This is a genomic window from Actinocorallia populi (genome assembly GCF_002995495.1).
GTDB classification, from domain to species: Bacteria; Actinomycetota; Actinomycetes; order Streptosporangiales; family Streptosporangiaceae; genus Actinocorallia; species Actinocorallia populi.
The window spans coordinates 251589-267352 of sequence record NZ_PVZV01000005.1 but is presented as its reverse complement, the minus strand read 5'-3'; the positions used below and the strand labels follow the sequence as shown (position 1 = coordinate 267352).

17 protein-coding genes are annotated in these 15764 nt (G+C 72.2%); 8 read left to right on the top strand and 9 right to left on the bottom strand.

Translation table 11 applies throughout. The annotated features are described in order from the left end of the window. Positions 1 to 47: 47 nt before the first annotated feature. Positions 48 to 821, bottom strand: coding sequence for a MarR family transcriptional regulator (locus tag C2865_RS21320; protein WP_106400302.1), 774 nt, complete (start codon positions 819 to 821; stop codon positions 48 to 50). 406 nt (positions 822 to 1227) lie between these two features. Further along, positions 1228 to 2031, bottom strand: a complete 804-nt coding sequence (locus C2865_RS40890; RefSeq protein WP_232835745.1) for a hypothetical protein — start codon at positions 2029 to 2031, stop codon at positions 1228 to 1230. A 166-nt stretch (positions 2032 to 2197) separates the two neighbouring features. Between C2865_RS40890 and C2865_RS21305 the strand changes: the two genes are divergently transcribed. Further along, positions 2198 to 2767 (top strand): dihydrofolate reductase family protein, encoded by a 570-nt coding sequence (locus C2865_RS21305; RefSeq protein WP_106400301.1) that lies wholly within the window; start codon positions 2198 to 2200, stop codon positions 2765 to 2767. 6 nt (positions 2768 to 2773) lie between these two features. Here the strand turns inward: C2865_RS21305 and C2865_RS21300 are convergent, their stop codons facing one another. Beyond that, on the bottom strand, positions 2774 to 3181 hold the full coding sequence (locus tag C2865_RS21300) for a nuclear transport factor 2 family protein (protein WP_198653486.1): 408 nt from the start codon (positions 3179 to 3181) through the stop codon (positions 2774 to 2776). Between the two features lie 142 nt (positions 3182 to 3323). Here C2865_RS21300 and C2865_RS21295 point away from each other — a divergent pair, with 142 nt between their 5' ends. Continuing rightward, positions 3324 to 3530 carry a DUF1918 domain-containing protein gene (locus C2865_RS21295; RefSeq protein ID WP_106400299.1) on the top strand — a complete coding sequence of 69 codons (207 nt, stop codon included), beginning with the start codon at positions 3324 to 3326 and terminating at the stop codon, positions 3528 to 3530. Here the strand turns inward: C2865_RS21295 and C2865_RS21290 are convergent. Next, positions 3503 to 4129, bottom strand: a complete 627-nt coding sequence (locus C2865_RS21290) for a TetR/AcrR family transcriptional regulator (RefSeq protein WP_106400298.1) — start codon at positions 4127 to 4129, stop codon at positions 3503 to 3505. The genes C2865_RS21295 and C2865_RS21290 overlap by 28 nt on opposite strands. Before the next feature lie 118 nt (positions 4130 to 4247). Here C2865_RS21290 and C2865_RS21285 point away from each other — a divergent pair, with 118 nt between their 5' ends. Continuing rightward, a complete protein-coding gene (locus C2865_RS21285; RefSeq protein ID WP_106400297.1) occupies positions 4248 to 4874 on the top strand; it encodes a flavodoxin family protein in 627 nt (208 codons plus the stop codon). 6 nt (positions 4875 to 4880) lie between these two features. On the opposite strand, the gene C2865_RS21280 is transcribed toward C2865_RS21285, so the two are convergent. Then, positions 4881 to 5141: a DUF6343 family protein gene (locus C2865_RS21280; RefSeq protein ID WP_157963844.1), complete on the bottom strand. Its 261-nt coding sequence runs from the start codon at positions 5139 to 5141 to the stop codon at positions 4881 to 4883. 249 nt (positions 5142 to 5390) lie between these two features. Here C2865_RS21280 and C2865_RS21275 point away from each other — a divergent pair, with 249 nt between their 5' ends. Further along, complete coding sequence (locus C2865_RS21275; protein WP_106400295.1) at positions 5391 to 6506, top strand: carboxylate-amine ligase; 1116 nt, start codon at positions 5391 to 5393, stop codon at positions 6504 to 6506. Then, positions 6503 to 7534: an iron-containing redox enzyme family protein gene (locus C2865_RS21270; RefSeq protein WP_106400294.1), complete on the top strand. Its 1032-nt coding sequence runs from the start codon at positions 6503 to 6505 to the stop codon at positions 7532 to 7534. Before C2865_RS21275 ends, C2865_RS21270 begins: the two co-directional genes overlap by 4 nt. Here the strand turns inward: C2865_RS21270 and C2865_RS21265 are convergent. From C2865_RS21265 to C2865_RS21250, 4 genes are all read right to left on the bottom strand, one after another. Then, positions 7505 to 7735: a CDGSH iron-sulfur domain-containing protein gene (locus C2865_RS21265; RefSeq protein WP_106400293.1), complete on the bottom strand. Its 231-nt coding sequence runs from the start codon at positions 7733 to 7735 to the stop codon at positions 7505 to 7507. The two genes, C2865_RS21270 and C2865_RS21265, sit on opposite strands and share 30 nt — an antisense overlap. Further along, positions 7719 to 8363 (bottom strand): HemK2/MTQ2 family protein methyltransferase, encoded by a 645-nt coding sequence (locus C2865_RS21260; RefSeq protein ID WP_198653484.1) that lies wholly within the window; start codon positions 8361 to 8363, stop codon positions 7719 to 7721. The genes C2865_RS21265 and C2865_RS21260 overlap by 17 nt, the downstream gene beginning before the upstream one ends. Before the next feature lie 80 nt (positions 8364 to 8443). Continuing rightward, positions 8444 to 10021, bottom strand: coding sequence for an alpha-L-fucosidase (locus C2865_RS21255; protein WP_157963843.1), 1578 nt, complete (start codon positions 10019 to 10021; stop codon positions 8444 to 8446). A gap of 128 nt (positions 10022 to 10149) precedes the next feature. Then, positions 10150 to 11439, bottom strand: coding sequence for a hemolysin family protein (locus C2865_RS21250; protein WP_232835744.1), 1290 nt, complete (start codon positions 11437 to 11439; stop codon positions 10150 to 10152). A gap of 147 nt (positions 11440 to 11586) precedes the next feature. Between C2865_RS21250 and C2865_RS21245 the strand changes: the two genes are divergently transcribed. From C2865_RS21245 to C2865_RS21235, 3 genes are all read left to right on the top strand, one after another. Further along, positions 11587 to 13560 (top strand): hypothetical protein, encoded by a 1974-nt coding sequence (locus C2865_RS21245; protein WP_106400289.1) that lies wholly within the window; start codon positions 11587 to 11589, stop codon positions 13558 to 13560. A 65-nt stretch (positions 13561 to 13625) separates the two neighbouring features. Beyond that, the gene (locus tag C2865_RS21240) at positions 13626 to 14354 is read left to right on the top strand and encodes a hypothetical protein (RefSeq protein WP_106400288.1); all 729 of its coding nucleotides are present in this window, start codon (positions 13626 to 13628) and stop codon (positions 14352 to 14354) included. A 374-nt stretch (positions 14355 to 14728) separates the two neighbouring features. Beyond that, positions 14729 to 15709: a sugar-binding transcriptional regulator gene (locus C2865_RS21235; RefSeq protein WP_232835743.1), complete on the top strand. Its 981-nt coding sequence runs from the start codon at positions 14729 to 14731 to the stop codon at positions 15707 to 15709. Positions 15710 to 15764 lie beyond the last annotated feature (55 nt).

Here is a 15764-nt window from a genome sequence, read left to right as displayed (position 1 = left end):
CTCCTGGAAGTGCGCCCTGCAGTCGGTTCGTCGTCAAAGGCGCGGCGTCACCCCGCCGGATCACGGAGCCTGGCGAAGTCCGCCCAGTCCTTGGCGCGTCTCTCCGGCCGCGCGGAAGAGGGCTCGTTGCCGCCCGGCGTCCTGCGGGGAAGTGACCGCGGGGGCCCCACGGCCGCCTTCACCACCGGTTCGGGCGCCCTGGCCAGGATCGGCTTCGCGGGCGCGCCCTCTTCGGGCTCCTGCGGCTCAGCGCGTTCCAGCAACCCGGCTTCCAGCATCCGGGAGACCTCCACGGCCACCGCGTAGACGCCGTGGGCCGTTGCGTAGGCGATGTCCCGGCAGGTGCGCCGCCCGTCCGCCAGAAGGAGGATCTCCCGCCGGATCGGGAGCCCCCCGCCGGTCTCCCGGTCGGCGCCCGCCGCCACCGCCATCCGGTCGTCGTGCGGCAGGACGGCGTCCGGCAGCGCCCGCAGCGCGTCCACCCGCCGCAGCGCCTCCCGCACCAGCCGTTCGGGCTCCTCCCCCCGTCCGGCGGGTTCGGTTTCGCCGCCGGTGCGCAGCACGCAGTCGTCCACGGTTCCTACCATGATCGCGAAGGCGGAGTCATAGGCCGAGACCACCCGCACGACCTCGAACTCGGCGGCGCCGATCACCCTGGTCCCGGCCTCGGGCGCCTCCGTCCCCGCCGAGGCGATCCGGCCGGAGCGCATCAGCAGCGTCTCGGGGCCGGGGGCGCCGGGCGTCCGCACCGCCACGACGAGGCCCTCTCGGCAGTGGAAGACCCCGCCGGGCCTTCCCATGACGTGCAGCGTCCCGGTCATCCGGGTCTCTCCGCATCTGGCGAGCGCGCCGTAGAGCAGCCGGTGCCCGGCCCCGCCAGAGAACCGTTCGGACAGTTCTTCTCCCGATGCGCGACGGACAGGTGGAAACGCATTTCTATCAGCCGCGGTCATACACTTCGCGAAAAATACAGAAAATAGCTGAAGAGGAATATTCGCTACTCGAAAGAGAATTCCTACCGGTAGGTATCCGGAGTCAGGATCGGCGTCCGAGACGGTCCGGCGGCGTTCGCCGGGCCCGCCGGAGGGCGCGGGCCGTCACCGGAGCGGAACGCGGGACGGGCCGGGCCGGGAGGCGGGACCGAGCCCGCGCCCGTCCCATGGAACCGAAAAGGGAATGGAGCGGACGCCGCGGGCACGCGGCGTCCGCCGGAGCCGTCCCGCGGGGTCAGCCGCCCAGCTCCGAGACGGCGGTGTCCAGGGCGCGGGCGACCTTCTCGAGGGCGTCCGGGGAGCGGTCGCCCTCGGGAAGGGTGCGCAGGACGTCCTCGCGCTCGGCGACGACCAGCCCGCCGGAGGCCTCGCCGGACGAGACGACCTCGACCCGGCCGCCGACGGCCACCAGGGCGGCCCCGGGATCGTCGGTGCGCAGCAGCTGCTCGACGTGCTCCACGGTGACCATGTTCGAAGCGCCGGTCCGGGCCGCGGCCCCCACCCCGGCGCCGGCGACCGCCACGTCACCCGGCACGGCACGGCCGGACGCCATGCCTTCCGGCTCGGCGCGGCCGTCCTGCGCGCCCCCCGACGCCGTACGGCCGGACGTCGCGTCCTCCGACGCCATGTGGCCGGACTCCAGGGTCGTGGACGGGCGGGTCCTGCGGGCCATGCGGAGCCAGGCGGCGATCCAGGCCGCCTCCAGGGCCCCGTCCAGGAGGTAGGTCCAGCGGATGCGGCCGGTGGGGACGTACATCAGGTCGATGGCCAGGAGGGTCGCCGCCGTGCCCAGGCCGGTGCGGCAGGCGTGGACGTGGCCGTCCGGGGAGCGGGCGGCCAGGACCTGGGAGCAGCCCGCGGAGACCAGGAGTGCGCCGGTGGTCTGTTGGAGCCACTCGTCCTGCTTGGGGCCGAAGAGCGCCTCGAAGCTCCGCCGGTGCGCCAGCGGCCACGCGCCGCCGACGATGTTGAAGATCCCGTGGGCCCGGGCCAGCCCTTCGGGTGTGTTCAGCATCGAGATCAGTTTCCGGGATGGCATGGTCTTTCCTTCCCCCGAGGAGATACAACCGCGACGTCATACCGCTCATAACCCCATGCCCGAACAAGAGCCCGATAACTCCACAAATCGCCCGACGGGCCGGAAAGAGCCGCCCAAGGCCGTCCGGCGCCGGGGAACGTCGTACCGGGCGTCTATCGTCGCGGGCATGAGCGAGACGACGGGAAAGATCTTCCTGATGATGTCGGTGTCCCTCGACGGGTTCTTCGAGGGGCCGGACCGCGAGATCGGCTGGCACCGGGTCGACGAGGAGGTGCACGCCCACTTCAACGAGCGGCTCTCCGAGGTGGCGGCCTTCGTGGACGGGCGCGTCACCTACGAGCTGATGGCGGACTACTGGCCGACGGCCGACGCCGACCCGGCGAACGCCGGGCCCACCGCCGAGTTCGCCAAGATCTGGCGGGAGGTGCCCAAGTACGTCTACTCCCGGACGATGGAGTCCGCCGCCTGGAACACCACGGTCATCCCCGAGTTCTCCCCCGAGGGCGTCCGGGAGCTCAAGGAGCGCGTCGGCGGCGACATCGCGCTGGGCGGCGCCGACCTGGCCGCGCACTTCATGCGCCACGGCCTGGTCGACGAGTACTCCCTGTACGTCAACCCCGTCGTGCTGGGCCGCGGCCGCCCCCTCTTCCCCGGGGACGTCGAGCTCGACCTGCGCCTGGTGGAGACCAGGACGTTCGGCAACGGGGTCGTGCTGCTGCGCTACCTGCCCGGCTGAGCCCCCTCAGCCCGGCCGCAGCACGGAGAAGTCACCGAGCTGGATCATGATCTCGAACCTGCGCCGGGCCAGCCGCCAGCCGTCCGCGGTGCGCGTCCAGTGGTCCTCGTACTCGCCGAGGCACTCGTAGAAGGCGCCCTCCCGCTCCCCGGCGCCCTGGTGGTAGACGCGGGCGTAGGTGAGGGAGCGGGCCCGGTCGCCGTCCACCTCCACCCGGTGGTTGCCCAGGAGATGCTGGGTCGGGCCGCAACCGCCGAGGTGCCGCCGGACCGTCGCGACCGCCTCCTCCCTGCCGCTGCTCCCGTAAGCGAACGCGTCGGGGAGGAGGATCTCCCGGAGCGCGTCCCAGTCCTTGCGGTCCAGCCCCGCGGCGAACCGCGCGAGCGCCTCGATGATCTGATGCCGGTCGTCCATCAGTGATTTCTAGTGCCGCCGTGTGCCGGAGGCCACACCTCCTCCCGCTCAACGGAACGGCCGGACCCCCCGGCCCCGGCACGGCGGCGTACCTTGGAAGGAACCCCTCGAAGGACAGCGGAGTCTCGGAGAGGAGAGAGCCGTGAAGGCCTCTGTCGGGGATCGGATCGACATTCTGCGGCACGACGAGCACGGGGTCTTCCGGGATGGGAAGATCATCGAGGTGCCGGACCCGCGGGGCGAGCCGCCCTACTACGTGCGCTGGTCCGACAACGGGCACGTCTCGTTGTTCTTCCCGGGCCCGGACGCCAGGGTGAGGCACTACGAGGAGTCCGCCGCGCCCGGATGAGCCGGGCCCCGGCGCACTCGGACCGGGTGGGTGATGTCCCGCATGAACCCCCACAGGTGGTCGGTCAGGGCCGCGGGATCGGGCCGGGGAGTGCGGTTGAGGGCCAGGCCGATGGCCGAGCGCAGGCCGCCCATGAGGTTGGCCGCCAGGAGCTCCAGGTCGCCGCCGCAGGCGGCCTCGCCCCGGCTGCGCGCGCCCGCGAGGTTGCGGGCGGCGCGGTCGATGACCAGGCGCATGTAGCGGGCCTCGACCTCGGCGGCCTGGACGTCCCGGCTCAGCTGGCCCAGGATCACCGGCGCCATCGCGTCGGCGTACAGGTGCCGCACGAGTGCGGCCATCCTGGCCTGTTCGCGCTCGGCCCAGGTCGTCCCCGGGAAGCTCCGGAACACCTGCGCGTCGACGCCGTAGTAGAAGCGCGCCAGCAGTGCGCTGACCAGGCCGCTCTGCGTGCCGAAGTAGCGGTAGGGCAGCCCCACGCTCACTCCCGCCCGCCGGGCGACCGCGGCCACCTCGACCTCACCGGTGCGGATCAGCTCCTCGGCCGCGGCGTCCAGCAACCGCCGGCGGGTCCGGGTCCCGCGTTCTGACAGAGACGACATGCCCCGAGATTAAGTTGAGTTCAACTCAGCCATCAAGCCCTTTCAAGGGGGGGTTTCGTGAGGCGCGCCGCTCCGGGCCGTGCGTTTCGGGTGCGGGAGCGGGGGCAGGGGCCAGGGCATGTCCGAGAGTGAATCCTCCCTGCGCGCGGTGTTCCTGAACTGCACGTTGAAGCCGTCTCCCGAGCCGTCGAACACGCAGGCGCTGGCCGAGGTCGTCGCGGACGGGCTGCGCGAACGCGGGGTGTCCGTCGAGTTCGTGCGGATGGCCGACCTGAACGTGCCGCCGGGGGTGAAGACCGAGATGGGCGAGGGGGACGAGTGGCCCCGCGTCCACGAGATGCTGCTGAACGCGCAGATCCTCGTCGTGGCCTCGCCCACCTGGGTGGGGCGGCCCTCCTCGCTGGCGCAGCGGGTGCTGGAGCGGATGGACGCGATGTTGTCGGAGACCGACGACGAGGAGAGGCCCGTCGCCTACAACCGGGTGGCGGGCGTGGTCGTCACCGGCAACGAGGACGGCGCGCACCACGTGATCAGCGAGATCAACGGGGCTCTGGCGGACATCGGCTACACCGTTCCCGGCCAGGCGTGGACGTACTGGCACCTGGGGCCGGGTCCGGGGCCCGACTACCTCGACGACCCGCGCGGCCACGACTGGTCGGCCAAGACCGCCCGCGCCATGGCGTCCAACCTCGTCGCGGTCGCCCGCGCGCTGGACTCCCGCCCCGTCCCCCCTCCACCCGGCTGAGGAGCCTCACGGCAGTGCGCGTTCGCGGCGCCTGCGGCGGGTGACGACGAAAAGGTCGACGGCCGCGGTCAGGGCGATCAGCGCGAAGAGGAGGACCAAGCCCCAGGGGAGCCCGAGGAGCAGGACGATGGCCAGACCCAGGAGGGAGCTGACCAGTCCGAAGGACGCCAGGACCAGCCGGAGGGTCAGGGCGCTGCGGGCGGGCGGGAGATGCCCTCCGGCCGTGCTGGGATCCAGGCCGGCTCGGGACAGGTGCTTGCGGGACATGATCACCTCGCTGGCGGTCGGACTTCGCTTACCGAAACAGAGAAGATGCCCCTTTTATTAGGCAATGAACCCATCGTGCGATAAATCACTTTTTTACTTATCGCCGATTTTCGCGGGACTTCTGGGTAAGTAGTCAAACCTCAGCAAAGGTGGGGGGACAATACAAAACCCCGCGAAACAGCCCGAATGGAACATGGGTGTGTTTCGGTGACCGAAGCGCCGGGCACGGCGGGATGGAGGGGGTCTGCGATGACGGTCGGGGTCGAAGAGGAGTTCCTGCTCGTGGACTCCGCGTCCGGCGGCACCGCCGCACGGGCCTCGTCCGTGCTGGGCCGCCTCAGGCCGGCGGACGCCGCCACGGGCGCCGGCTTCCACCGCGAGCTGCTGGCCACGCAGGTCGAGTCCGCCACCGGGGTCTGCACCGGGCTGGACGAGCTGCGGCGCCAGCTCACCGAAGGCCGCCTCGCCCTGGCCGCCGCCGCGCGGGCCGAGGGCCTGCGGCTGGTGGCCTCCGGCACCGCCGTCCTGCCCTCCCCCGACCCGCCGGCCGCCGAAGGCTCGCGTTTCACCCGGATCACCGACATGTACGCCGCGGTCGTGCGCGGCTACCAGTGCTGCGGCTGCCATGTGCACGTGGGCGTCCCCGACCGGGAGACCGCCGTCGCGGTGCTCAACCACCTCGCCCCGTGGCTGCCCACGCTCCTGGCCCTGTCCGCGAACTCGCCCTTCCACCAGGGCCGCGACACCGGCTACGCGAGCTGGCGGATGGTCGAGCAGACACGGTTCCCCGGCTCCGGCATCATGCCGTACTTCCGCTCCGCCGCCGAGTACGACCGGCGGATCGAACGGCTGGTGGAGTGCGGCGCGCTGGTCGACGAGCGCATGACGTTCTGGCTGGCCCGCCTCTCCCCCACGTACCCGACGGTGGAGATCCGGGTCGCGGACGTCGGGACCAGGGTCGACGACGCCGTCCTGCAGGCCGCGCTCACCCGCGCGCTGGTGGACCACGCGCTGGCCGAGCTGGCCGCGGGCCGGGAGGCGCCGCGGCTGAACGAGCAGCTGTGCGCCGCCGCCGTGTGGTCGGCCGCCCGTTACGGCCTGGACGGCCAGGGCGTGGACCTGCGGAAGGAACATCCGGTCCCGGCGAGCGAGCTCGTGTCGGAACTGTTCGCCGTCGCCCGTCCGTTCCTCGAGCAGAACGGCGACCTCGCCGGGGTACGGGCGGCGTTCGGCCGCCTCCTCGAGGAGGGCACCGGCGCCTCCCGCCAGCGCGCGGCGGCGTCCGGCGGCCTGCGCGCCGTCGTGGACGTGCTCGCGGAGCACACGGCCCCCACCCCACTTCTCTCAGCGAATGGGGCATCATGACCATCACCACCGCACCCACCGCGCAGACCGGCTTCTTCGAGGCGCGGCTGCCCCGTCCCCGAGGCCCGCTGTCGGCGCTCGTCGTCCGCGCGCTGGAGGAGCCGCCGGGCTCCTTCCCGTCCGGCCGCGCCCAGGGCCTGTCCGGCGCCGACCCGTTCGGCGAGGACCTCCAGCTCGCGCTGTACGTCTGCTACGAACTGCACTACCGGGGCTTCGCCGGCGTCGATCCCACCTGGGAGTGGGACCCCGGCCTCCTGCGGCTGCGCCGCGACATGGAGGAGGTCTTCCTCGCCGCGCTGCGGGCGGGCGTGCCCGGCGGCGACGACGTGCACGCCGCGCTGGAGGGGCTCCTGGTCGAGGACCTCGACGCGCCCGGCGTCTCCCACCACCTCAAGGACCGCGGCGAGTGGTGGCAGCTGCGCGAGTACCTCGTCCACCGCTCGATCTACCACCTGAAGGAGGCAGACCCGCATGCCTGGGTGATCCCGCGCCTGCAGGGCCAGGCCAAGGCGTCGCTGGTCGCGGTGGAGTTCGACGAGTTCGGCGGCGGGCGCGCCGACCGCATGCACTCCCGGCTCTTCGCCGGGCTGATGGAGGAGGCGGGCCTCGACCCGTCCTACCTCTACTACCTGGAGATCGCCCCGGCCGTCGCGCTCGCGCCCGTCAACATGATGTCGATGTTCGGCCTGCACCGGGCGCTGCGCGGCGCCCTCGTCGGCCACTTCGCCGCCGCCGAGATCACCACCGCGCCGAGCGCCCGCCGCATGGCGCAGGCGCTGGAGCGGTTCGGTGCAGGCCGGTACGCCACGGTCTTCTTCACCGAGCACATCGAGGCCGACGCCGTGCACGAGCAGGTGCTCCGGCGCGACGTGGTCGGCGACATGCTGGACCGCGAACCCGGCCTGGCCCCGGACGTCGTCTTCGGCGTCCAGGCGACCGAGCTGCTGGAGGAGCGGCTCGGCGACCGCCTGCTGGGGAGCTGGCGGGCCGGGCACGGCTCACTCCTCGCCGGCCTTCCCCGGCGCTGAGCCGCCGCTCCGCTTCTTCCCGCGGTGGCTGGTGTCGCACAGGGGATAGCGGCGGCTGCGGCGGCAGGTGCACAGGGCCACCATGAAACGGTCGGAGAAGACGGTCGAGCCGTCCTCCAGCACGATCTCGACGGGCCCCTCCACCAGGACGGGGCCTTCGGGGTCGAGGACCACACGGCGCGTCTCAGGCTCTTTCCGCACGGATCACCACCAGTTCCTCGCGGTCCTGTTCCGGGTGGATGATCCCGGACGAAGCGAGTTCACGGGCCCGGCTCCGCATGACGGGGCCGAAGGGCTCCTCGTGCCGCAGCAGCACGGACGCCTTCATCCCCGCGGTCCGCAGCGCGCCGAGCGTCGTCTCCACCCCGCACAGCGCCGAGTGCACCATCAGCAGGACCCCTCCGGACGCCAGCAGCCTGGGGGCCTGGTCGCAGATGCGGTCCACGGTGGCCCGGCCCGCCGGTCCGGCGTCCCAGGCGCGCTCCCTGCCGTGCCGGGCCGGCTCGCCGTTCAGGTTCGGCACGTACGGCGGGTTGACGGTGATGACGTCGAACTTCTCCTTGCGCACCGGGGCGAAGAGGTCTCCCTGGCGGACCCGGATGCGCACCCCGCGCAGCAGCGCGTTGGCCCGCGCGGACAGCACGGCCCGCCAGGAGAGGTCGACGGCCGTCACCCTGGCCGCGCCGCCGAGCGCCGCGGCCAGGGCCACGCGCCCGGTGCCGGTGCACACGTCCAGCGCCCTCGCGCCGCGTACGCCCGATTCCTTCAGCGCCTCACAGAGCAGGCTGGTATCTCCTTGTGGCCGGTACACCCCCGGCAACCGAAACATGTCCACTACATTCAGCTACCACCCGTTTCGCACCACAAACATGAAACGACTTAAACGCCCCTTTTCTCACAAAAGGCGGGTCAGGGAGTCATCCGAAAGACCGGTGCGTAGGAACCGTCCAGCGCCTCGGCCGCGATCCGGGTGCCGCCCTCCGAAGCCGACAGCGCGGCACGCTCACCGGTGCCCAGATGGGTGGCGGTGCCCCGCAGGACGACGTCCTCCAGCACGACGGAGCCTTCGGGGCGGCCCAGGACCGTCGCGTACAGGACGTCCCCCTTGCGGGTGAAGGCGACCTTCGCCCCGTCCCGGGTGGCCGTGACCGAACGCCTCCAGGGGCGGGTGCCGTCGAGCGCCTCGCGGTTCACCCTCATCCAGGCGCCGATCGCCTTCAGCCGGTCCCGCTGCCCCGGGGGGATGACCCCCTCGCCTCCGCCCGGCCCGATGTTCAGCATCAGGGCGCCGTTGTTGGCCGCCGCGTTCACCAGGTCGTTCAGGATTTCCTCGAAAGAGGCGTAATCGGCGTCCGTCTCGGCGCGATTCCATCCGAAGGAGCCGCCGATTCCCCTGTCCCGCTGCCAGAATTTCTCTTGAACGGTGTCGTGCGACCCGTGTTCGAAGGTACGGAAATCGCTGTGCGGAACGTCTTTGCGGGTGCCGAGCCCGTCCACCGCCTCCGGATCCGGCAGGGCCCGCTTCAGGAAGGCGTCGAACACTCCGCGCACCGGTTCCCAGCCCAGGATCTGGCGGCCCAGCGTGACCGTCTCCCAGCGGTCGTTGACGACGCCTTCGGGGACGGTGTTGTAGTAGTCGGCCAGCAGGGAGAAGAGCCTTTTGTGTCCCGTCGGCCAGAAGACGTCGTTCCACAGGATGTCGGGCTCGTAGCGCTCGATCAGCTCCCGCATCTGGGCGACGGCGTAAGCGCGGTAGTCCTCGCCGTAGGGCTGGTAGGCGTGGTCCCCGAACGTCCGCACCACTCCGGGGCGGAACGTCCAGTCGGCGCCGCCGGAGTAGTAGACGCCGAACCTCATCCCCTTCGCCCGCACCGCTTTCGCCAGCTCGCCCACCAGGTCGCGCTCGGAGTGGAAACCGGGGGCGTGCGGGTTGCGCACCGAGGTCGGCCACAGGGCGTATCCGTCGGCGTACTTGGCGGTGATCACGACATAGGAAGCCCCCGCCGCGTGGAAGGCGGCCGCCCAGCCCTCCGGGTCCCATTTCTCCAGCCCGGCCTCGAATTCGGGTGCGAAACCGGAGTAGGGGGCCGTCCCGTAATGCCGCCGGTGGTACTCGGCGGTGGGCGACGACGGGTCCTTCATCGCGTTGGCGTAGTCCTCGGCGTAGGGGTTGCGCGTCATCGCCCGGTCGTAGTCCCCGGCCATGCGCTCGGCGAAGGTCCTGCCCGCCGGGGCGAAGGCCGGTACCGAGTACAGCCCCCAGCGCAGCATGATCCCGAACTTCGCGTCGGCGAACCAGGACGGGAGCCCGTGCCGGTCCAGGGACTTCTCCGTCGCGGTGAACGGGCCTTCCGTGGTCATGCGCGCCCGTGAGCCGTCGCGCCACATCCAGGCCTCCGAGGCGGCCGTGAACACGATGGCCGCCGAGAGGAACGCTCCGACCGTCCAGATCAGAGCCCTGAGGACGGCTTTCCGGATCTTCTTCATCTCGGTTTCCATCGTGCTCCGGCCGCTCGAGGCGGAGCACGGTCTGGCGAGCACCGGCCCCACAACGGTGTCGTACCCGTTGCGCGGCGCCCCGGCCTCCGCTTTTCGGAGCCGCTCCGGCTCGGGCTTCAGCCCTGCTCCTGCGGCTGCCTCCCGCGGCGCGCCGGACGGAGCCGTACGGACGTGATGGCGCGGCGTTCGATCTCGGCGACCTCGAAGTCCCATCCCGAGACCTCGACGCGGTCGCCCGGCCGTTCGGGCAGGCGCCCCAGCCGGGCGAGCACCAGCCCCGCGACGGTGTTGTACCCGCGGTGCGGCATCCCGCCCAGGTACACGTTGAGGTCGGGCAGGTCGTGGACGGGGAAGGTGCCGGGCAGCAGCACCGCCCCCTCCGGTTCGTCGCGTATTTCCCGTTCCGTGCCTTCGGCGAACTCCCCGACGATCTCCTCCAGCAGGTCGTCCACCGTGACGATGCCGGCGAGCGCGCCGTTCTCGTCCGCCACCAGCGCGAAGCCCTGGCGCCGCTCCTTGAACTCCCGCAGCGCCTCGGAGATCCGCATGACGTCCGGCAGCACCATCGCCGGCCTGACCCGGGAGCCGACGGGCGGGCCCGCGTCCTGCCCGACGAGGTCGCGCAGGTGCACCACCCCCACGACCTCGTCCACGTGCCCGGCCGTGACCACCGGGGCGCGGGAGTGCCCGGACCGGGCCAGCTCGAGCCGGGCCCGCCCGACCGGCGTGTCGTGCGGCAGCGAGAAGACCAGGCGACGCGGCACGAGCACCTCGCGCAGGTTCCGCGCGTGCAGGTCCAGCGCGCCGGAGATCGCGACGCGCTGCTCGGCGCTCAGCCCCTGGTGCCCGGCCACCAGCTCCTTCAGCTCGTCGGGGCCGACCGGCTCCTCCCCCACCGCCGGATCCCCGCCGCACAGCCGGACCACCCCGTCGGTGGCCCTGCCCAGCACCCACACCGCCGGGCGGGACAGCGCCGCCAGCCACTCCAGCGGCGCCGCCACCACCAGCCCCCAGCGCCGCGCGTACTGCATCGCCAGCCGCTTGGGCGCCAGCTCGCCCAGCACCAGCGTGAAGAAGCCGATCACCACCGTCACCAGCGCCACCGCCGCCGGACGCGCCGCGCCGCCCAGGAACCCCAGCGGCCCGACCAGCGGCTCGGCCAGCGAGACGGCGGCCGTCGCGGAGGCGAGGAACCCGGCGAGCGTGATGCCGATCTGGATGGTCGCCATGAACCGGTTGGGATCCCGGGCCAGCCGGGCCAGCCTCCGCCCACCCCCTCCCTCGCCCTCCAGCCGTCGCAACTGCCCCTCCCGCAACGAGACCAGCGCGATCTCGCTGCCCGCGAACAGGGCGTTGACCAGGATCAGCAACAGGACCAGCGCGATGTTCCCCCAGTAACCGTCCACCGCAGGACTCCTACCCGCCGAAGGCGCGTTCAGGGCATCCCGCTCCCGGATCCGGTGACGCGTCCGCATCCGGGGGTTGACCGCGGCACCGGGAAGACGGATGGTGCGCGTAGCACATGAAGATGTTTCAGGTCACGGAGGTGGCGGGTGCTCCGGCGCATCACTGCTCTGCTGGTCCTCACCGCGGCGAGCGTCCTGCTCCCGCCGGCGGCTTCGGCCGAGCCCGCCGCGGACCCCGCGGCCTGCGACCCGGTCGATCCGGCGGCCTGCCTGCTGCCCTTCCCCAACGACTGGTACACCGTGCCGGACGCGAGCACGGCGACGGGGCTGCGGGTGGACTTCGCCAGGGCCGCGATGCCCCGCAACCGGTTGCGCAAGCACATCGACCCGGCCGGATGGAACCGGAACGACGGCTTCTCCCCCGGCTCGATGATCCTCGCCCGCGTTCCGGGGCTGGACCTCGGCACGACGGGCGCGGCCCCCGTCACGGACATGGGGCGCTCCCTGCTCGCCGACGCGCCGATCGTCCTCCTGGACACCGTCACGGGCGAGCGCTGGCCGTACTTCGCCGAACTGGACGCCAACGCCTCCTCGCCCGACCGGCAGGCGCTCATCATCCGGCCCGCGCGCAACCTCCTGGAAGGCCACCGGTACGCGGTGGCGCTGCGCGACCTGAAGGACGCGTCCGGAACGGCCATCGAACCCACCGACGTCTTCCGTGCGCTGCTCGGCCCCGCGCTCCCGGACGGCGATCCGCTGCACGAGCGCCAGCGGGCGGCCAAGGAGGTCGTCGCCGACCTGGAACGGCACGGCGTCGGCACCGGCGGGCTCTACCTGGCCTGGGACTTCACCGTCGCCAGCGAGCGGAACCTGTCCGAGCGGATGCTGCACATCCGGGACGACGCGTTCGGGAGACTCGGCGACAGGAGCCCGTCGTTCCGTGTCACCGAGGTCACCGACAACCCCGAGGACGACCCGATCGCCCGCAGGGTGCGCGGCCGGATGACCGTCCCCAGCTACCTGAACGTCTACGGCGGGCCGCCCGGATCCCGTTTCCGCCTCGGCCCGGACGGGCTCCCCTCGCGGCTCCCCGGCAACGTCCAGGTCGCCGCGTTCCAGTGCGAGATCCCCCGGAGCGCGCTCACGGAGCCGGGACGCGCGGCACTGTACGGGCACGGCCTGCTGGGCACCGAGGAGGAGGTCGGCTCCGGCGCGGTCAAGGCGTTCGCCGCCGAGCACGGCTTCGTCTTCTGCGCCACCAGATGGGCCGGCATGTCCAAGGACGACATCGGGAACGCCGTCGTCTCCCTCGCCGACTTCGGCAACTTCCCGTCCATGGCCGACCGGATGCAGCAGGGCTTCCTCAACCAGCTCTGGCTGGGCCGCGCCATGACCACCGGGCTGCCCGAGCACGAGGCCTTCCAGAACGCCGGCGGCGACCCCGTCATCGACGTCTCGCACGGCCTGGGCTACTACGGCAACAGCCAGGGCGGGATCATGGGCGGCGCGCTCACCGCCGTCTCCACCGACATCCGCCGCGCCGTGCTGGGCGTTCCCGGCATGAACTACAGCACGCTGCTCAACCGCAGCGTCGACTTCACCCAGTACGCCGTCGTGATGAACCTCACCTACCCCGACGAGCTCGAGCAGCAGCTCATCCTGGCGCTGGCCCAGATGCTCTGGGACCGCGGCGAGGTGAACGGCTACGCCCGGCACCTCACCACCGACCCGCTCCCCGGCACCCCCGACCACCGCGTCCTGCTGCACGTGGCGTTCGGCGACCACCAGGTCTCCCCGCTCACCGCCGACGTCCTGGCCCGCACCGCCGGCGCCCGCGTCCACCGGCCCGCCGTGGCCCCCGGCCGCCACCCCGACACCGTTCCGTACTGGGACATTCCCTCCATCGGCTCCTCCCCCTACGACGGCTCGGCCCTGGTCGTCTGGGACAGCGGCACCCCCTACGGACCGCTCACCAACACCCCGCCCACCGAGGGCCGCGACCCCCACTCCGACCCGCGCAGGTCCGCCGCCGCCCGCCTCCAGGCGGCGACCTTCCTCAAGACCGGCCAGGTCGTGGACGTCTGCGAAGGCGCCCCCTGCACCGCCCCTTCCGGCGGATGAACCCTGCCCGGCCCCCTCTCCGCCCGGCGTGGTTAGGCTTCTCGCAGATCGCGGAGGAGGGACTGATGAACGAGCTGGTGATCCCGGGGCGCTACAACGGGCCCGCGGGAAGCGGGAACGGCGGTTACGCCTCCGGTGTCTTCGCCGCGGCGGCGGGTTACCCCGACTTCCCGAGATCCGTCGTCACGCTCCGCCTCCCCCCTCCCCTGGACACCCCCCTGGCCGTCGAGCGAGGTGCCGAGGAGTCCCGCGTCCTGCACGGCGACGCCGTGATCGCCACCGTCGTCCCGGGCGCGGACCCGATCCCCGCGGTGCCTCCCGTGCCGGTGGAGACCGCCGAGGAGTGCCACGCCCGCTACCAGGGCCACACCTACCATCCCTTCCCGACGTGCTTCGTGTGCGGCCTGGGCCGCCCCGGGCACGACGGCCTGGCCCTCACCCCCGGCCCCCTGCCGGGCCGTCCCCGCGAGGTCGCCTGCACCTGGCGTCCCGACCCCTCCTTGGCCGCCTCCGACGGCTCCCTGGACCCCGCCTTCGTGTGGGCCGCCCTGGACTGCCCCGGCGGCTGGACCGAGGACCTCTCCCTCCAGACCCGCGTCCTGGGCCGCCTGTCCGTCCAGGTCCACTCCCTGCCCGCCATCGGCGAACGCCACGTCATCACCGCCTCCTCGACCGAACCGCAGGGCCGCAAGGTCTTCAGCCGCTCCTCCCTGTACACCGGGGACGGCGTCCTCCTCGCCGTCGCCGCCGCCACCTGGATCGCCGTCCCCCACGGGGACTCCCCCGCCGCCTAAGGTCTGTTTCAAAGTTGCTGAAGCAGTCCAGTGCCCGGTGGTGTCTGTCCGGTGTGGTCCCTTGCGGGTCCCTGACCGGGGTCGGCGCCACTGGCGTTCCGGAATCGGCCGGGCAGAGGCCACACGCAGATGCGAGCGGCTGCCGCCCCGTCCTTCCCCCCGCCAGTGCGGGATGGGACGGTTGGTGGTTGACCCGGCCGGGGCTCCTTGCAGCCCCACCATGAAAACCACACAGGGTGACCATCGAAACGCAATGAGTCGCCAAACTTTCCTGCACCGAACTTTGAGACACGCCCTAGGATCCTCCCCAGCGGGCCGCTGAACCCGGTCGCTTACACTTGTGCGGAACAGAATTTCTGGATGGGGGCGGGCGGGTGGGCACGGACATCACGGGTGCGGTCGGGGCCGAGAGCGCGGGGAGCGCCCGGTTCCCCCAGGAGCTGATGTACGCGGCGGCCACCCAGTACTACCTGGAGGACGCCAACCAGGCCGACATCGCCAGGCGGCTCGGCGTCAGCCGGGCGACGGTGAGCAGGCTGCTCACCGAGGCGCGGCGGCAGGGCATCGTGGAGATCCGGGTGCGCCGGCCCGCCGGGCTCGACGGGGGCAGGCTCGCCGCGGAGGTCGCCGAGGCCGTGGGCCTGCGCCAGGTGTACCTGGTGCCCAGGGCCGAGGGCGCCCGGCTGGGCCCCTGGCTGGCGCCCGGCGTGGCGCGCGCGCTGGCCGCGGTCGGGCTGCTGCCCGGCGACGTGGTGGTGGTGTCGTCCGGCTCGACGGTCTACGAGTGCGCCCAGGAGGACCTCGGCCACTTCCCCGGCGTCATGGTCGCGCCCGCGGTCGGCGGGCAGGAGGAGCCGCAGCCGTGGTTCCAGACCAACGAGACCACGCGCATCCTGGCCGAGCGGCTCGGGGGCGTGCCCAGCTACCTGTACGCCCCCGCCCTGCCGGGGCCCGCCCTGTTCGGGTCGCTGCAGGACGAGCCGTCCTTCCGGCGGATCAACGAGCTGTGGGGCCGTGCCAAGTGCGCCCTGGTCGGGGTGGGGGCGGCGCCGCTGATGCGCCAGGTCCTCCCGTCGTTCGTGCCCTCGGACGCCCCCAGCCTGCGCAACGCCGTGGGCGACGTGTGCTCGCGCTTCTACGACCAGGACGGCCTGCCCGTGTCCTATCCGGGCAGCGACCGCGTCGTCGCCACCAGCCTGGCCGACCTGCGCCGGATCCCGGTCTCGGTCGCCGTCGCCGTCGGCCAGGAGAAGATCCCCTCGATCGTCGCGGGGGCCCGCGGCGGGTACTTCAACGTGCTCGTGAGCGACGTGCCCACCGCCGAGGGGATCCTGGCGGCCGTCCGCGGCCGCTGAACCCGGCACTCTGACCTGGACATACTCTCGTTTTGTCTGATTTTTCCAACCACGG